Consider the following 16,491-nt stretch of genomic DNA (forward strand, 5'->3'; position numbering starts at 1 on the left):
ATAAATTAGTTTAAGGTAACTTCTTCTAACATCTCGTCTACCAGCTCTTGGTGCTTTCCTTTTGTTGAAAGTTCTTTACGCACCACCTTTTCTGCTATGCTAACAGATAAAGAAGCTACTTCGTTTTTAAGTTCTGCTAATGCAGCTTTCTTTTCGGTTTCTATAGTGGCTTGCGCTTGCTTAATCATTTTATCTGCTTCTGCTTGCGCTTGCTCTTTAGCCTCTGCAATCATTTTTTCTCTCATCTCACGCGCTTCTTTAAGCATGCTTTCTCTCTCTGCACGAGCTTCTTTTAATACTCTGTCGTTGTCTGCTTTAATGTTTTCCATTTCACGCTTAGCGTTTTCAGCAGCTTCAAGAGCATTTTTAATTCCTTCTTCACGCTCGTTAACAGCATTTAAAATTGGTTTCCAAGCAAATTTTACTAATAAGAACATTATTCCTAATAGTAATACAATTTGCATTACGAATAACCCAACCGAAAAATCATTTAATAATGTATCCATTATATTATGTGTTTAACTACTAATTATCTTTAGTTTAAGTACACTTTCCTGCAACCAACCGTTACAGGAAAGTGTTTTTGTTTAGTTTGGATTATTTTCCTAAGAATAATGCACCAAACGCTAAACCTTCTAATAGTGCAGCAATAATAATCATTGCTGTTTGGATTTTACCAGTAGCTTCTGGCTGACGTGCAATACCTTCCATTGCACTTCCACCGATTTTACCTAAACCAATACCAGCACCAATTACTATTAAACCAGCACCTACTAAATTTGGAATTGTCATAACAATTAATTTATATAGTTAACAATTAAACTCTTTTTTAGTTTCTTACTTTGCGTTTATTAATGATGATCGTGCTCTGCAACGGCCATACCAATAAATAAAGCCGATAGCATGGTAAAAATATACGCTTGTAAGAAGGCCACTAACAACTCTATTAGTGTTATAAAAAACGACAGTACAAACGACAACAATGTAGATCCTACTGCTCCTAAAGAAGCTTTCATTGTTATCATAATTGCTATTAAACTCATAACAACTATGTGTCCTGCCGAAATGTTTGCAAATAAACGAACAAGCAGTGAGAACGGTTTAATTAAAAATGCTCCTGCTAATTCTATAATTGCGAGCACCGGACGTATTAAAATTGGAACTCCCGGCATCCATAAAATATGCTCCCAGTAATCTTTATTTCCGCTAAAGGTGTAAATAACTAGTGTTAGGATAGCTAATGCAGCTGTTACAGCTATCTGTCCTGTAACGTTAAACCCAAGAGGTGTTAAACCAAGTAGGTTAGAAATCCAGATAAAGAAAAATACTGTTAGTAAATAACCTGTAAACTTTCTGTAGTGCTTGTCTCCAATATTTGGCTTTGCAATCTCGTCTCTAACATAAAGCACTAAAGGCTCTAAAATTCTACCAAAGCCGGTTGGTATTTTGTTTTTCTTGTACTGCTTAGCTAATGATCCAAAAGCTAACAACATTAGTAATCCCACCAATAAAATTCCGAAAACGCTTTTGGTTATAGAAAGGTCTAAAACTTTTGATGCATTTACAGGATGGTGTTCTTCATCAAAAACAACCTTATCGGCTCCTTTTTCAAGCTCATAAATTTTACTGTGAACTTTTACAAACTTTAAGCCTTTTTTCTCTACAATAACACTGCCGTCATCGTTGTGATGAAATTCTGAAGACATGAAGGTAACCAGCCCCTCGCTAGTCCATAATATTACAGGTAACGGAAACCCAACATGTACGCGCTCACCTTCGCTATTGGTATAAGAAAAAAGCGAAAAATCATGCGAATCTTTAATGTGATGTAAAATGTAATCTTGTATTTCTTTTGGAGTATCAACAGCATCTCCTTTTTCAGAACCTCCTCCTGCAAAAGAAGTGGTTGTTGTTAATGCTGCTGCCAGTAAGACTAATAACTTGATAGATTGTTTTACTGCCTTCATTCTAAAATAATTCAAAAAACTATCCTTAAAAATTTCGTGCAAAGGTAGTTATTTAATTGAAAAAACAATTATTTTTTATGCTTAAAATTATTCTCGTGCAGTTGGTTTAAAATCCTGGCAATAAAATAAACCTCTACCATTAAAAAAATAAACAACGGAATGAGTAATTGAAGGCTTTCTGAAGGTGTTAGTTTCTGCTGGTTAAAAACAGAATTGTAAAAGACCGTACAAAAGGCTACAATTTTTAATACTAATGCAACCAAATACAAAAATCCTATTTGAGGTTTAAACTTATTTATTGTGCTAAGCCCCAGCAAAACAGCGCATATTATAAATGATGAGACCCCATAAAAAATGTAAACTTCTTTTATGTTAAAGAGGGTTAGTATTTTGTTGCTGTCTACAAGATTAATATGAGCCAAATACCCTAAAAAAGATAACCCGAAAAAACTGATGGCGTAAGCTATTAAGCTTTTAATCATTTTTTTTTGATAGTTTAATTACTTGGCTAATTACCATATACATTGCGGCAAATACAGCAAAAAGTGTTATTGAAGATTCCCAATAGGTTGTTTCGTATTTTTTATCAAGCCATTTGCCCAATAAATTACCCAAATAAATGGTAGCCCCCATTTGGAAGGCTACAGTAGTAAACCTAATGTAAGGGTTAGGCCGATTTTTCGGTTTTTTGGGTTCCATTTTGAATTGGCTTTACACCGGCGCCTTTCATAGTGCAATTTGCATTAAAGTTTGCTCCGGGCTCTACGGCAAGCTTAGCAACTGTTACGTCTCCTTCTATAACAGCCGAAGCTTTTAAAAGCAATAAACTGTTTACTTGAAGCTCTCCTGAAAATTTACCCTCAATATCGGCATTTTCACATTGTACTTTACCATTTATGCTGCCGTCACGCCCAATTACTACTTTTCCGGTAGTTGTTAAGTTTCCTTCTAAATGTCCGTCTATTCTAAAATCGGCTTCAGAAGTTACATCTCCTTTAATTTTGGTTGTTGCACCTATTCTGTTAGGTTGTGCGTTGGCAGCTTCCATAGAAAGTTTTCCTTTTTTGTTGTCTGAAAACATAGCTAAAAAATCAATTAGTGTTCTGAGTACTTATTTTACTTAAATAATCGTCTAAATTCTTATGAATTTGTACAATTTTGTAGTTGTCTGACAAAATTACAAAATTCTCATCCCTTACTTTGTAATCTTTGTTAATATTTAACAACTCTGCATATCCTAAAGCGTATTCTTTTTGTTTAAATCCATGCACTACCACAAACATTGTTGTAGTGTTGTAAATATCTTTAGATAGTTTTAAATGATCGTAACGCAACTCTTTTAACGAGCGTTCTAATGTTTTGTATAATTTATTAATAGCAACTGTATCTGATTTTTTAAACGGAAAAACCAATTTGTAATTTCCTCTCGGCACAGATTCTGCAAAGTTGCTGTTGCCTAATTTAGGTAATTGTTCTTCTATAATTTTTTGCGCATGCTTGCCCTCCGGATTGTTAGGGAAATTAAGCGCCACATAATTTAATGCTTCTTTAAAAGCCTCAAATCCTTGTAATCTTCCTATTGCCATAGCCTTAAGCATTGCAAATTTTGCTGCAATTGGCAAGCCGTTATATGTTTTAGCGTATTGTTCTGATGTTGTTATTACATGCTCATAATTTTGAGCTTCAAATTCTTTGTATAATTTACTATATAAAGCCTCCGGACTGTTTTTTGATTGATTGTCTATTACATTTTCCGGGCGTAAAAGCAATTGTGCATATTGCGATGATGGATAATTTGTCACAATATCTTCTTTAACCTTCTCGGCTAAAGGATTGTTTAATATTTGATATACTTTATATAGATTATATTTTGATGGAAGAATTAGTTTTTCTTCGGGGTTAGACTGAAGCACTGCTACTAATTTTTGAGCTGCCAACTCGTACTCTTTAAATTTTTCTTTATAAATAAGCGCAAGTTGGTAGTTAGCAAAATTACGTTCAAGTTCTAAACTATCAATTACCTTACTATTGGTTGGAATTTTCTCTATATAATATGTAACATCATATAGTTTATCTCTTGGCACTACTTGGTTGGGTTGTGTGGTAGCACTTGTACCGGCTGTTTCTTGCTCAGAAACTGTTGTTTTGTTAGATAAGCGCCAATTGTCTTCTAAAGGTCTGTCTCCCCATTTATTTTTAAATGCTGTTTTACCGTAGCCTACAATAGTAGTATTGTAAAAGTAAAATGTATCTCCGGAACTTACATTAGTGTTAGACAGCCCTGTGCCTGCAAAACCGGTTTGCTGCTTTAATTGCTCTCTTTTAGCTTCTTCTTGCGCTTCTTTTTCTTTTAGTTTTTCTATATGAGCTGTAAAGTAAGCAACGCGCTCTTGGGCAGATGCATTCACTAAATACAGAATACTGTCGTTTTTTTGTACTAAACTTTCGTATTGTATAACCTCATCTAAATTGTTTCTTTTTTTAGTGATGTTTCTAAATTTTCTGGTGTTTTCAGATATGTTTGTAAGTGTACTATCGTAATATGCGCCCGCTATTTTATAGTTTTTATTGTAAAAGTTTATTTCGGCTAAGCGCTCATAATTTAGCGCATTTAAAACAGCATCTTGTTTAGAGGCACGTAACGATTTATTGAAAAAAGTAATTGCGGTTTCTGTAGAATCTGCTTTATGATGGTAATTAGCTATTTCGTGATAAATTTTGTGTAAAAATGGTCTGTTTTCTCTGTTTTCTGCCATTTCTTGTAATTGCTCGTAAATAGCTTCTTTGTTATTATCTGTAAGCTCTTGATTTTTTAACAGTTGTAGTTTAGCGTGAATATGATACGTTCTTGATGTTTTTCGGTTAAGTTCTACCACTTTACTAAACGCCATATTTGCGGTGTCTTTAACACCCATTTTGTTGTAAAGCTGACCAACAATGTAATAGTACCTTCCTTTTTCTTCGAAGTTTTTGGTTGCCTTAGCTGCTAATCGTAATCTTTTAGCTGCACTATCTAAATGTTTTAGGTTTATGTATGCTTGTGCCATCATTGCAGAAGCATCTGCATAATCTTGGTCTGTTAGACGCTCTTGTTTTAGTAGTTTTTTTAGGTTTTCTAATGCAAGCTCTTCGTTTTCTAGCCTAAGATTTACTTTTTCTCGCCAAATTTTAGCTTGTGCTATTGTGCTACTATTAGGATATTTATAAAGGATGTAGTTAAACGCTTCTAGTGCAGGAATAAAGCGTTGATCATAGTATCTGGATTTTCCTAACAACAAAAAAGCTTCGTCTATTTGCGGGTTGCGTTCTCTGTTGTTAATTTCCATACCATGTTTTTGTATGGCTTTTGTGGCTTTTTCTTCGGCTCTTTCAAAATTAGGGTTTTTAGGAGCTGATGATAGTTTTACCTCATCAGAGACAGCCATGCGCTCTACCGGAAGAATATCCCAGTAATTATCTACATACGTTGCATTTAATTGCGCTACACCTTGTTGCAATGCATTGTACCCGTTATAAAGCGTGTTGTATTCTGCCGTAATAGCATGCCAATTACGATTTATAAAAGTGTCTTTTTTGGTAGAACACCCAATAATCGTAGCAGTTAAAACAAGCGTAAGACCCAGTGTTTTGTGTTGTAGTTTCAAAATATAGCTAAGGAATCCTTTTGTTTTGTAAACTAAAAAAGGCTTGGTTTAGTATGTTTACAGGTAAAAATAATGTTATTTTTTAAACAAAAGGAATTCTTATAATGCGCAAACAATTAATTTGTACGCTATCCTGCAAAAAACTGTTCTAATTCTTTAAGGGTTTCTGTAGATGTTTTTATGTCTTTTACCACTTCGCCTTTGTGTAGTACAACAATGCGATCGCTAACTTCGGTTACGTGCATTAAATCGTGACTAGAAATAAGCAGTGTTTTATCTGGGTTTTGTGCCAACTCTTTTATAATACGTTTAAGCCTTATTTGAGTGGTTGGGTCTAAATTTGCAAAAGGCTCATCTAACACAATAACCTCCGGATTACCAATAAGCGAAGCTACAACACCTACCTTTTTTTGATTTCCTTTAGAGAGATCTCTTAAATATTTTTTCTTACCTAAAATCTCATCATTAAAAAACTCTTTAAACTCAGCTAAAAGGGCATCCACATCGGCTTTGTTGCTCCCGCGTAATTCGCCAATAAAATAAAAATACTCTTCGGGTGTTAAGTAGCCAATTAAAAAGCTCTCATCTATAAAAGCTGATGTGAACGGTTTCCATTCTTCGCTTTTGTTTACCTGAATTCCATTATTTTCTATATACCCTGTTGTAGGTTGTATTAAATCTAACAACAAGCTAAAAAAAGTTGTTTTTCCGGCTCCGTTGTTTCCAACCAGACCAAAACTTTGTCCTTTCGGAATTTGTAAGCTCTCTATGTTTAGTACCGTTGTGTCTTTGTATTTTTTAGTTAGGTTATGTACTGTTATCATTGCTTTCTGTTTTTTTATTCTGATTGTTGTTTAAATCCGTGAATCATGGCGTATTTGCGTTTAATGTAGGCATTTGCTATGGGGTTTAACAACCAACTTCTAAGCATTAACCCAACTACACCAAAGGCCCCTAAAACAATTGATGCTATGCTAAATGAACCCAATTTGTAGGCTAAATACCAAATACCAATAGGAAGGAGCATTAGCGGTAAACCAATAATCCATTGGGTTGCTCCCGTACCTTGGTAATTCATAAACGGACTTTTCTCTAAGTCTATTCTTTTTTTATTAAACGATCCGGCATAGATAATTACCGGAATGTTTACTCCTATATTGTAGAGTGCACAAGCAATATTTAGCGCGAGAATATGCCATCCAAAATATACATATGGAGTGCTCAAGAAAAACAAAACTACCACGCTAAATGTCATTAACCCAATTTTAGAAGAGAGGTATTTTTTAATTGGAATGTTCTGTGCCATCATCATGGGGTAATAACTACTGTCCCAAGCGGGTATAAACTGCCCGAAATTAATCATAAAAATTCCCGATGTGAATATGCCCACAAACACAAAAAATGCCGGCATTTGTTCATGATAAATATCGTTCGGGTAAAATATAAGCCCGTATGCTAAAATTAAAAGGCTAATCCAGATAGTTGTTTTAGGTCTTTTGTTTCTCCAAATAAGTTTTAAATCTAATTGTAAAAAAGGGGCAATATCTCCAAAACGTCTGGTCCAAGACAAATCGGTTGTAGTAGCTTCCTTTGTTTTGGCTTGTAAAGAAGCATCTAAATAAAACTTTTTAGTTAAAAATTTATAATTAAATGCATAAAGACCAATTAAAAGCAAAAGTGGAAACCCTACTAAAAAAGGCTTGTTAATTAAAGTAGTTAAATCATTCCCTATATAATTGCTAATGCTAAAAATTTTAAAAACTTCTAAAACAACAAATACCAAAGCAATGACTAAAAAGGGAAGTAACGCTTTTAAGTTTTCGGCAAATTTCTTCTTCAGCAAAAAGTTTGCATAGTTAACACTTAAGGTTAAACAGTATAAAGAAAACATCCATGCCACCATACCCCAAACCGGCTTATTTCCTGCAAAAACACAAATTATACCAAATGGTATTATAACTAAAAGCGGTAATAAATTATAAAAAGAGAAAAATGATTTTAACAATACATAATGTACTACCTTGCCCTTTTTTATTGGGAGTGTTAGCAAGGGTTTAATGTTAACTACCGGAAGCGTTTGCATAAAAAACCTAAACACCAGCTCTATAGCCAGCCAGATAACTACATAACTGTTTACAATTTTTAACGGGTCTTTTTCCGGGTATAAATCTTCAAGTAACGGGTATAATCCAAATCCTAATCCTAAAAAAGCTACTGCAAAGTAAATGGCTAAAAATCCCATTAATATTTTTAATCCAATACTTTTATCTACACTGGCCGATCTAAAAAAAGATTTCCACTGTAGTGTAATAAAGTGTTTATACATAGTGATAGGATAATTTTGGTTAATTGGTAGTTATTAAACTCATTTTGTTACAAGTATACAGTTATTTTTAATGTGTTAGCTAGTAATTGCAAACACTTTTTACACACTTTATTCGTGTTGTTTTATATTTTTGGGCAAATTTTACAGGTTATGGCTCAATTTTATCCTTTAACAGTATCGCACATTAAAAGAGAAACCCCTAATTCTGTTGTGGTAACTTTTACTATTCCGGATAACTTACAAGACGTTTTTACGTTTTTGCCCGGACAATACATTACCATAAAAAAAGAGTTAAATAATACAGAGCTTAGGCGCTCTTACTCCATCTGTTCTCCGGCCGGAAGTAAAGATTTATCTGTTGGAATTAAAAAAGTTAAAGGTGGTACTTTTTCTGTTTATGCCAATAATGAGCTACAAGTGGGCGATACGCTACAGGTTAGTGCTCCAGAAGGAAAGTTTGTTTTAAAGCCAGACAATAATAGTCGTACCGTTGCTGCATTTGCTGCAGGGAGTGGTATTACACCCATAATGAGCATAATGCAAAGCCTTTTAAAAAATGAGCCTAACAGTACGTTTATTTTGGTTTTTGGCAACCAATCGGTTACAGAAACTATGTTTTATAATCAAATTACAGAACTGGCACAAAAATATAGCCAAAACCTAAGCGTATATTTTGTTTACAGCAGAACTAAAGAAGGCAATGCTTTATTTGGAAGAATAGATGCCTCTGTAGTAAACTACGTGATAAACAACAAGCATAAAAACCAACATATTGATGCTTTTTATTTATGTGGCCCGGAAGGAATGATAACTACTGTTAAAGAGCAACTTGTTGCTAACGGTGTGTCTGAAAACGCAATTTTAACAGAGTTGTTTACAACCAGTAGCAATGCTGTTTCTGCTAGCGAAGATATTGCCCCCGGAAAAACAAAAGTTACCGGAGTGGTAGATGATGATTCGTTTAGTTTTATTATGGATAAAAAGCAACGTGTATTAGATGCCGCTTTAGATAATAATGTAGATGCACCTTATTCCTGCCAAGGCGGTATTTGCAGTAGCTGTATTGCACGTGTAAAAGAGGGTAAAGTAACAATGGCCAACAACCAAATTTTAACCGATGCCGAAATAGCCGAAGGTTTAATACTAACATGCCAATCTCACCCTGTAACAGACACGCTTGTTATTGACTATGACGACGTGTAGTTAATCGGGGAACTTTGCTGTGATAACGATTAAACCACAATTTCTGTCTTTACAAATAAACAAGATTACATACTAATTGGTATCTTAAAGACACTAGATACTATAGTATGTCTAAATCGATAAAGCGCAAACTTACTCGGCAACTAATACTAGACCAAGGATTGGCTTTGTTTTTACAAAACGGATACCAAGCCACCAGCCTTGACGATATTCTGTCTGATTTACAGCTTACCAAAGGTGCCTTCTATTATCATTTTTCAAGCAAAGCAAATTTTCTATTAACCATCATAAAAGAAGTGGTTTCTAAGAAAGTGTACAGTGAGCTTATAACACCTCTTGACGAATCGGGAAATCCTGTCAACTTAATTTTTGATGCTATAGAAAAAAGCCTGGTAAAACTAAGCCCAATAGAGAAAAGACACGGTTTTATGCTTAGTAATTTTTTTAACGAATTTGCATCGTCCGATACTGAAATTGCAACAGAATTAAAAAGTATTATAACCGAATGGCAGTTGGGTATTGTAAAATGTTTACAGCGAGGTAAAACAAGCAACTTTATATCGCGCCACGTAGATAGCGAAGCTGTTTCTGTTTTTATTATTTCGTCTTATTTGGGGGTTAGAACACTAAAAAAGGGAAACGGAGATGAAACAATTAGGTACAAATACTTAACAGAACTAAAAAAATACCTCAACAATCTACAAGAAAACTAGCTTAAAACATACTCATCGGTATGTGTTGTTGTTTCATCGTATTTACAGTAAATCTGTCACCTTTTTAACTACCATTTCCGGGGTAATTGTTGCCATGGCTTGATCATAATTTTCAGGTATTTTATTACCATAAACCGATGTTGGTATAGCGGGAAATTTAGTTCTGTCTGCTAATAGTGCATTGTTTGGGTTTTGAGCAAACGGATAAAAGCCTGCATACGGGTGTGTTACTCCCCAAAGTGTAACCGTAGGCACCCCAAACATGGCTGCTAAATGAGCATTACCACTATCCATAGATAGCATAACATCTAAATTGGCTATTAAAATTAACTCTTCTTTAAATGAGGCCTTTCCGGCTAATACTAAAACATTGTTGTGTTCTTGTTTTAGTTGTTTTAATTTATTTACATCATTAGGACCGCCAAATAACACCACTTTATACGTATTGTTTGCTGCTAAATTACAAACAACTTGTTTCATTAAGTGCATGGGGTAGGTTTTACCGGAAAATGCTGCAAAAGGCGCAATACCAATCCATTTTTTGGGCTCTGCACCTAACAACGTTGTTATTTTAGGTGTTAGCGATGGTTTAGGTAGTATATGCTCTTTTTTAAGTTGTAGTGTAAAACCAAGTTCCCTGAAAACATCTGCATACCTCTCGTGTGTAGTTTGTAGAGGTTTAAAAATTTTGTTTTTTGCCCTGGTAAGTGCTTTTTTTTCTTTACGCCCTTTATTTATTTGACGAACAGGAATTCTACTTAGTAAAAAAAACTGCTTTAAAACATTACTTCTAAGCACATTATGCATATCGGCCACAGCATCTATTTTTAGTGCTTTAAGCTCTTTGTAAAGCTTATACAACCCTGCTATACCTTTATGCCGTGTTTTAACTTGAGCAGAATAAAACGATACATTAGACAGGTTGCTAAAAATAGGTTCAAAAAAAGGTTTAGAAAGCACCGTTAGTTTAACCTCGGGGTGTTGCTCTTGCATGGCTTTTAAAACCGGAACCAGCATAGCCACATCTCCCATAGCAGAGAGCCTTATTACAAGAATGTGCTTATAAGGTTGGCTCATTAGCCTTATTTTTTGCTTTGATATAGTACAGGATTTAACTCTTCGTCATTGTACATTTTCATTTGCTTATAAACTTTCATGTACTTGTTGCCTTGTTCTATATCGTGTAGTAATTGATCTATAGCAGTAGATAAATCCTTTTTTTGCTCTAAAAGCACCGCTAATTTAGCCTTACATTTAGCTCTGTGTTCTTCAGAAGCATCTTCGCGTTCTGCTTCTTCCTTCATGTGGTAAATTTTTAATGCCAAAATAGAAAGCCTGTCTATTGCCCAAGCCGGACTTTCTGAATTTATGGTAGCATCCGGCTTAACTTTTACGTCTTTGTACTTGTTTAAAAAATAACTATCTATATACTCTACCGTATCTGTTCTGTCTTGATTAGATGCATCTATTTTACGTTTAAGCTCTAAGGCCTTAACCGGATCTATGTTTGGATCTCTAATAATATCTTCGTAATGCCATTGTACTGTATCTATCCAGTTTTTTCTGTACAGTAAATGCTCGATTTTATCTTTAGGATAAGGATTATAAAACGGCTGATTTACATCGTCTATTTCGTGGTATTTTTCTATACTTTCTTCAAAAATTTTAAAGGCAAATTCGCTAAACATAATTTGTGTTTTAGATTGCAAATATACTGCTATTTTATGGTTTAGATAAGCAATTGTATAACAACACTCAAACTAAGTAAGCTCAACAAAACAACTTCTTTTAACCACTTTTTACTGAGGTTTTGTACGTAATTACCAATTATAACAGCCAACGGAAAAAAGGCAAAAATTAAAGCCTCTTGTATATTGTTGGAAAGCGCTATAACTGCCACGGCTATTATTAACGTTTGAAATACAATTGTTTTAGAACCGTGTTTAATAGTTTTCTTTCTTTTTTGCTTGAGAAAATAATGTGCTACAGCTACAACAGTAATTGCTAAAATAGCCACAATGGGAACCCAGTTGGTTGGCAGCTTATTAACTGTTATTACAAACGATGCATTAAGCATAAATAGGTTTGTAAACCAGTTTACATCTTTTAATAATAGGGCATAACATAATACCAGTACAGATACCGTTAGAAAACTAACCAAAGGAACAAGCCAATTTTTAAAATCTTTTGATACGTACTTAAATATAACAAGGTATAGTACAATAAAGTATAGTATTGTCCACTCAAAACAAAAGAAGGCGAAAGTTATCCAGAATGCAGCATCAAATATTTTTAACTTAATGTCTCGTAAGGATTGGATACTAATAATTTTTCTGAGTGCTAACAGTATTAATATCTGAGAGAATACCAGCCAGATATTGTTTAAAACTTGAGGAAAAACACCAACTAATATTCCGTATACAAAAATCACATAATGATTTTGCTTGCTTAATTTATTACGTTTAGCAATAAAATCTGCCGCTAAAACAGAAAAAAACAACGCACAAAACAGCAGTAATGCTATAAAAATGGTTTCGGTGTAATTGGCAGGTGTCTGCTTGTGTATGGTAGCCCAAACCACACAAAAAAACAGGAATCCACCAATTAAAATAAAGTTTATGGGTTTAGTTTTTCCAAAAATGCTTGAAATCATTCGCTGTTTTATTATTTTTGTACCCTAAATATAAGACAACTTTTAGGTCATGAAATCATTTTTTGAAGGAATTGAAACGTTATTCGTAGACTATTTGTTTTGGCCCTTAGACGTTTTACGTTTTACCGAAAACTGGTGGGTAGCCAATACATTAAACTGGATATTTATAATTATTGGCTTTGTAGCAATGGTATATTGGGTGTTAGAACTTAAAAAGTTTAACGATAACAACGAAGAAGATAAGAGTATTACCTCTCACTCTTTTTTATAAATCAAAACCAATATCTTTTCTATAATACATCGTATCAAAACTTATTTTTTGTAGGTTTTGGTACGATTTTTTTAGTGCTTCTGTAAAGGTTTCACCAAACGCTGTTACGGCTAAAACTCTACCTCCGTTGGTTACTACTGTGCCATCATCTAACATTTTAGTTCCGGCATGGAAAACAACAACATCTTCTGATACTGCCTCTATACCGGTTATCTGTTTGCCTTTTTCGTATGCTTCAGGATATCCGCCAGAAACTGCCATCACTGTTGTAGCTGCTTGTGGTGTTGTCTCTATATTAATCTTATCAAGTGTTCCTTTAGCCGTTGCTAAAAGCAATTCTACCAAATCGGTTTGTAGTCTTGGTATCACCACTTCGGTTTCGGGGTCGCCCATTCTAACATTGTATTCTATTACAAACGGGTTACCATCTACATTAATTAATCCTAAGAAAATAAACCCTTTATAGGGTAATCCATCGGCTTGTAATCCTTTAATGGTAGGAACAACAATTCTATCTTCTATCTTCTTCATGAAAGCTTCATCTGCAAACGAAACCGGAGAGACAGCGCCCATTCCTCCGGTGTTTAAACCTGTATCGCCTTCACCAATACGCTTGTAGTCTTTTGCAGTGGGTAAAATTTTATACGATTTCCCATCTGTTAAAACAAAGCAACTAAGCTCTATTCCGGACAAAAATTCTTCGATAACCACTTTAGTACCTGCTTTACCAAATTTGGCATTAATAAGCATGTTTTGAAGCTCTGTTTTTGCTTCTTCTAAACTATCTAAAATTAAAACGCCTTTACCGGCTGCCAAACCATCTGCCTTTAGTACATACGGTGGTTTAAGCGTTTCTAAAAAAGCAAATCCCTCTAGTAAGGTGTTAGACGTGAAACTTTTATAAGCTGCTGTTGGAATATTATGGCGCTGCATAAATGCCTTAGCAAAATCTTTGCTGCCTTCTAACTGTGCAGCTGCTTTTTTAGGCCCTATTACATGAATATTTTGCAGGCTGCTATCTTCTAAAAAGTAATCGTGAATACCTTGCACTAATGGGTCTTCAGGGCCCACAACAACCATTTGAATGTTCTCTTGTAAAACCAGCTTTTTTATCGCTTCAAAATCAGTTGCCGAAATGTTTACATTGGTGGCTATTTGTGCTGTTCCTGCATTGCCCGGAGCAACAAATAGGTTATTACATAGTTTACTTTGCTTGATTTTCCAGGTAAGTGTATGCTCTCTTCCTCCCGAGCCAAGTACAAGAATATTCATGAAATTAGTTTTTGCAAAGTTAGGGTTTGTTGTATGTTTAACAGTAAAATTATTGTCTTCTTTTTATGCTTTTTTGTTAAACTCTCTATGGGCCGATTTTTTAAGTTCTTCTTCTGATAGTGATTTAAAATACTCGAATGTAATTCTCATTCCGGTAGCTCTGTCTACTTTAGGCTCCCACCCCAGTATTTCTTTTGCTTTACTTATATCGGGTTGTCTTTGCTTGGGGTCGTCTTGCGGAAGCGGTTTATACACTATTTTCTGATTAGTTCCGGTTAGTTTTATAATTTCTTCGGCAAATTCTTTAATGGTTGTCTCATGCGGATTCCCGATGTTTATGGGATATACATAATCACTCATAAGCAATCTGTAAATCCCTTCAATTTGATCGTCTATAAAACAGAACGAGCGTGTTTGTAATCCGTTGCCAAAAACGGTTAAATCTTCTCCGCGTAGGGCTTGCCCCATAAAAGCAGGAACAACTCTACCGTCGTTTAATCGCATTCTTGGCCCATAGGTGTTAAAAATTCGGGCAATACGCGTATCTAAACCGTGGTATCTATGATACGCCATTGTGATAGATTCCATAAAGCGCTTGGCCTCATCATAAACTCCTCTTGGACCAACCGGACTCACATTTCCGTAATATTCTTCGTTTTGTGGATGCACAAGGGGATCTCCATACACCTCTGATGTAGAGGCTACTAAAATGCGTGCCTTTTTTTCTTTTGCAAGGCCTAATAAATTATGGGTGCCCAAAGCACCAACTTTTAAGGTTTCTATGGGTATTTTAAGATAATCTATTGGGCTGGCCGGCGAAGCAAAATGTAAAATATAGTCGAGCTTGCCCGGAACATGCACAAATTTGGTTACATCGTGATGATAAAACTCAAATTCTTTTAGTTTAAATAAATGCTGTATGTTTTTTAGGTCGCCGGTAATAAGGTTATCCATTCCTATTACATGATAACCTTCATTTATAAATCTATCGCATAGGTGAGACCCTAAAAACCCGGCTGCACCGGTTATTAATATTCGCTTCATGAATTAGTATGCTTTTTCTTCTCCTCTAATAGCGTTAAGCAATGTTTGTACTATTATTTTTAAATCGAGCGCCATGCTCCAGTTTTCTATGTAAAAAATATCAAACTTAACACGATTTATTATGTCTGTTTCTGTTTCTATTTCGCCTCTATATCCTCTTACTTGTGCTAAGCCTGTAATCCCCGGTTTAACAAAATGCCTAACCATGTATTTATCTACCAATCTGGCATATTTTTCTGTGTGTTTAACCATATGTGGTCTTGGGCCAACAACCGACATATGCCCCAAGAAAACATTATAAAATTGTGGAAGCTCATCGATACTAGTTCTTCTAATAAATTTTCCGATGCGTGTAATACGTGCATCTCCTTTAGTGGCTTGGAGTTTATCGGCTTCTTTGTTTAATGCCATCGACCTGAATTTGTAACAGGCAAACTCTTTAGAGTTAATTCCGTTGCGGTACTGTTTAAAAAATACGGGGCCTTTTGATTCTATTTTTATTAATATTGCCAGTAACGGTGTTAACCACGACAAGATAAAAACTATTACTAAGCTTGAAAACGCAACGTCAAAAGCTCGTTTAATTACATAATTAATAGAATTGTCTAGTGGTATATCTCGTAAAGAGAGAATCGGTAAGTAGTCGTAGTATTCAAATTTGAGCTTTCTTGTAAATATGTTTTTGTTATCCGGTAAGAATTTAACAACTTTTAAGTTGTTATCTGCAAAATCTATTATTTCTTCTATTTGATCGTTATTTAGCTCTGCAATAGAACAGTAAATTTCATCAACATTGTTTTCGGCTATGTATTTAAAACATTCTTGAAGATTGAAATTAAGCGAGTTAACATCGAATTTGCGTTTAAATACGTATCCGTATTCTAAACGTTCTCTAAAAACTTGTATAAGCTGATTGGTTTTAGCGTTGTCACCAATTACAACGGTAGTTCTTCTGTTACCTCCTAAGCTTTCTCGGTACTTTTGAAGCAAATAATACCCTAATATTTTAAAAACCGATATTAGAATACAGCATATTAAAAAATACTGCCCCAGTAATAATCTGCTAATTAAATTCTCTTTAAAAAAGCCAATAAATGCATAGAGCACCAAAAAGAAAAAAACAAATTGCCTGAATAATAACGATAAAATTAGAGGTATTTTAGTGTAACGCTCAACTTCATAAAACTGATTTCGAACAGAAATTATAATCCAGGCTATCGCTAAATAGCTAAAAAACAAGATTGGGTTGTGTAGCCTAATAGGAAGAAAGTATGCCAATAACAAAATAATTGCTAAGTCTACTGCATACGAAATAGGCTTTAAAAACCCCGAGTATCTTCCTTGTTTTGTGAACATTTAGCGTGCAATATTGGCACTGCAAAGAAACAAAATATTTAG

18 protein-coding genes are annotated in these 16,491 nt (G+C 34.6%); 3 read left to right on the plus strand and 15 right to left on the minus strand.

Annotation, left to right across the window (positions count from 1 at the left end):
• Nucleotides 1–5: 5 nt before the first annotated feature.
• From ACZ5CF_RS02690 to ACZ5CF_RS02730, 9 genes are all read right to left on the minus strand, one after another.
• Nucleotides 6–506 (minus strand): F0F1 ATP synthase subunit B, encoded by a 501-nt coding sequence (locus ACZ5CF_RS02690; RefSeq protein ID WP_464580206.1) that lies wholly within the window; start codon nt 504–506, stop codon nt 6–8.
• A 91-nt stretch (nt 507–597) separates the two neighbouring features.
• The gene (gene atpE / locus ACZ5CF_RS02695) at nt 598–792 is read right to left on the minus strand and encodes an ATP synthase F0 subunit C (RefSeq protein WP_042240059.1); all 195 of its coding nucleotides are present in this window, start codon (nt 790–792) and stop codon (nt 598–600) included.
• Nucleotides 793–851: 59 nt separating this feature from the next.
• Entirely contained in the window at nt 852–1,967 is a 1,116-nt protein-coding gene (gene atpB, locus ACZ5CF_RS02700) for a F0F1 ATP synthase subunit A (RefSeq protein ID WP_464580208.1), read from the minus strand.
• 68 nt (nt 1,968–2,035) lie between these two features.
• Nucleotides 2,036–2,449 (minus strand): DUF6168 family protein, encoded by a 414-nt coding sequence (locus ACZ5CF_RS02705; RefSeq protein WP_464580210.1) that lies wholly within the window; start codon nt 2,447–2,449, stop codon nt 2,036–2,038.
• The gene (locus ACZ5CF_RS02710; RefSeq protein ID WP_464580212.1) at nt 2,442–2,666 is read right to left on the minus strand and encodes an AtpZ/AtpI family protein; all 225 of its coding nucleotides are present in this window, start codon (nt 2,664–2,666) and stop codon (nt 2,442–2,444) included. Before ACZ5CF_RS02710 ends, ACZ5CF_RS02705 begins: the two co-directional genes overlap by 8 nt.
• A complete protein-coding gene (locus ACZ5CF_RS02715; RefSeq protein WP_464580213.1) occupies nt 2,635–3,048 on the minus strand; it encodes a bactofilin family protein in 414 nt (137 codons plus the stop codon). The genes ACZ5CF_RS02710 and ACZ5CF_RS02715 overlap by 32 nt, the downstream gene beginning before the upstream one ends.
• Before the next feature lie 10 nt (nt 3,049–3,058).
• On the minus strand, nt 3,059–5,611 hold the full coding sequence (gene porW, locus ACZ5CF_RS02720) for a type IX secretion system periplasmic lipoprotein PorW/SprE (RefSeq protein WP_464580214.1): 2,553 nt from the start codon (nt 5,609–5,611) through the stop codon (nt 3,059–3,061).
• Nucleotides 5,612–5,739: 128 nt separating this feature from the next.
• Nucleotides 5,740–6,435: an ABC transporter ATP-binding protein gene (locus tag ACZ5CF_RS02725; protein WP_464580216.1), complete on the minus strand. Its 696-nt coding sequence runs from the start codon at nt 6,433–6,435 to the stop codon at nt 5,740–5,742.
• Nucleotides 6,436–6,449: 14 nt separating this feature from the next.
• Complete coding sequence (locus ACZ5CF_RS02730) at nt 6,450–7,937, minus strand: DUF5687 family protein (RefSeq protein ID WP_464580217.1); 1,488 nt, start codon at nt 7,935–7,937, stop codon at nt 6,450–6,452.
• A gap of 150 nt (nt 7,938–8,087) precedes the next feature.
• Here ACZ5CF_RS02730 and ACZ5CF_RS02735 point away from each other — a divergent pair, with 150 nt between their 5' ends.
• Together ACZ5CF_RS02735 and ACZ5CF_RS02740 are read left to right on the plus strand one after the other, a co-directional pair.
• Nucleotides 8,088–9,140, plus strand: coding sequence for a 2Fe-2S iron-sulfur cluster-binding protein (locus ACZ5CF_RS02735; RefSeq protein WP_464580218.1), 1,053 nt, complete (start codon nt 8,088–8,090; stop codon nt 9,138–9,140).
• 107 nt (nt 9,141–9,247) lie between these two features.
• Complete coding sequence (locus ACZ5CF_RS02740; RefSeq protein WP_464580219.1) at nt 9,248–9,853, plus strand: TetR/AcrR family transcriptional regulator; 606 nt, start codon at nt 9,248–9,250, stop codon at nt 9,851–9,853.
• 42 nt (nt 9,854–9,895) lie between these two features.
• Here ACZ5CF_RS02740 and ACZ5CF_RS02745 read toward each other — a convergent pair whose 3' ends face one another.
• From ACZ5CF_RS02745 to ACZ5CF_RS02755, 3 genes are read right to left on the minus strand one after another with little or no spacing between them, the layout of a single operon-like run.
• Nucleotides 9,896–10,930: a glycosyltransferase family 9 protein gene (locus ACZ5CF_RS02745; protein ID WP_464580220.1), complete on the minus strand. Its 1,035-nt coding sequence runs from the start codon at nt 10,928–10,930 to the stop codon at nt 9,896–9,898.
• A 5-nt stretch (nt 10,931–10,935) separates the two neighbouring features.
• Nucleotides 10,936–11,541 (minus strand): DUF4254 domain-containing protein, encoded by a 606-nt coding sequence (locus ACZ5CF_RS02750; RefSeq protein WP_464580221.1) that lies wholly within the window; start codon nt 11,539–11,541, stop codon nt 10,936–10,938.
• Between the two features lie 41 nt (nt 11,542–11,582).
• Complete coding sequence (locus ACZ5CF_RS02755) at nt 11,583–12,506, minus strand: DUF6427 family protein (RefSeq protein WP_464580223.1); 924 nt, start codon at nt 12,504–12,506, stop codon at nt 11,583–11,585.
• A gap of 49 nt (nt 12,507–12,555) precedes the next feature.
• Between ACZ5CF_RS02755 and ACZ5CF_RS02760 the strand changes: the two genes are divergently transcribed.
• Nucleotides 12,556–12,777, plus strand: a complete 222-nt coding sequence (locus ACZ5CF_RS02760; RefSeq protein WP_464580224.1) for a DUF6341 family protein — start codon at nt 12,556–12,558, stop codon at nt 12,775–12,777.
• Here the strand turns inward: ACZ5CF_RS02760 and purD are convergent.
• The 3 genes from purD to ACZ5CF_RS02775 all read right to left on the minus strand — a co-directional run bounded on the left by purD (nt 12,772) and on the right by ACZ5CF_RS02775 (nt 16,449).
• A complete protein-coding gene (gene purD / locus ACZ5CF_RS02765) occupies nt 12,772–14,049 on the minus strand; it encodes a phosphoribosylamine--glycine ligase (protein ID WP_464580225.1) in 1,278 nt (425 codons plus the stop codon). The two genes, ACZ5CF_RS02760 and purD, sit on opposite strands and share 6 nt — an antisense overlap.
• Before the next feature lie 63 nt (nt 14,050–14,112).
• Nucleotides 14,113–15,093, minus strand: a complete 981-nt coding sequence (locus ACZ5CF_RS02770; protein WP_464580226.1) for a UDP-glucuronic acid decarboxylase family protein — start codon at nt 15,091–15,093, stop codon at nt 14,113–14,115.
• Nucleotides 15,094–15,096: 3 nt separating this feature from the next.
• Nucleotides 15,097–16,449: an undecaprenyl-phosphate glucose phosphotransferase gene (locus ACZ5CF_RS02775; protein ID WP_464580227.1), complete on the minus strand. Its 1,353-nt coding sequence runs from the start codon at nt 16,447–16,449 to the stop codon at nt 15,097–15,099.
• Nucleotides 16,450–16,491 lie beyond the last annotated feature (42 nt).

Source organism: Lutaonella thermophila, assembly GCF_055387725.1.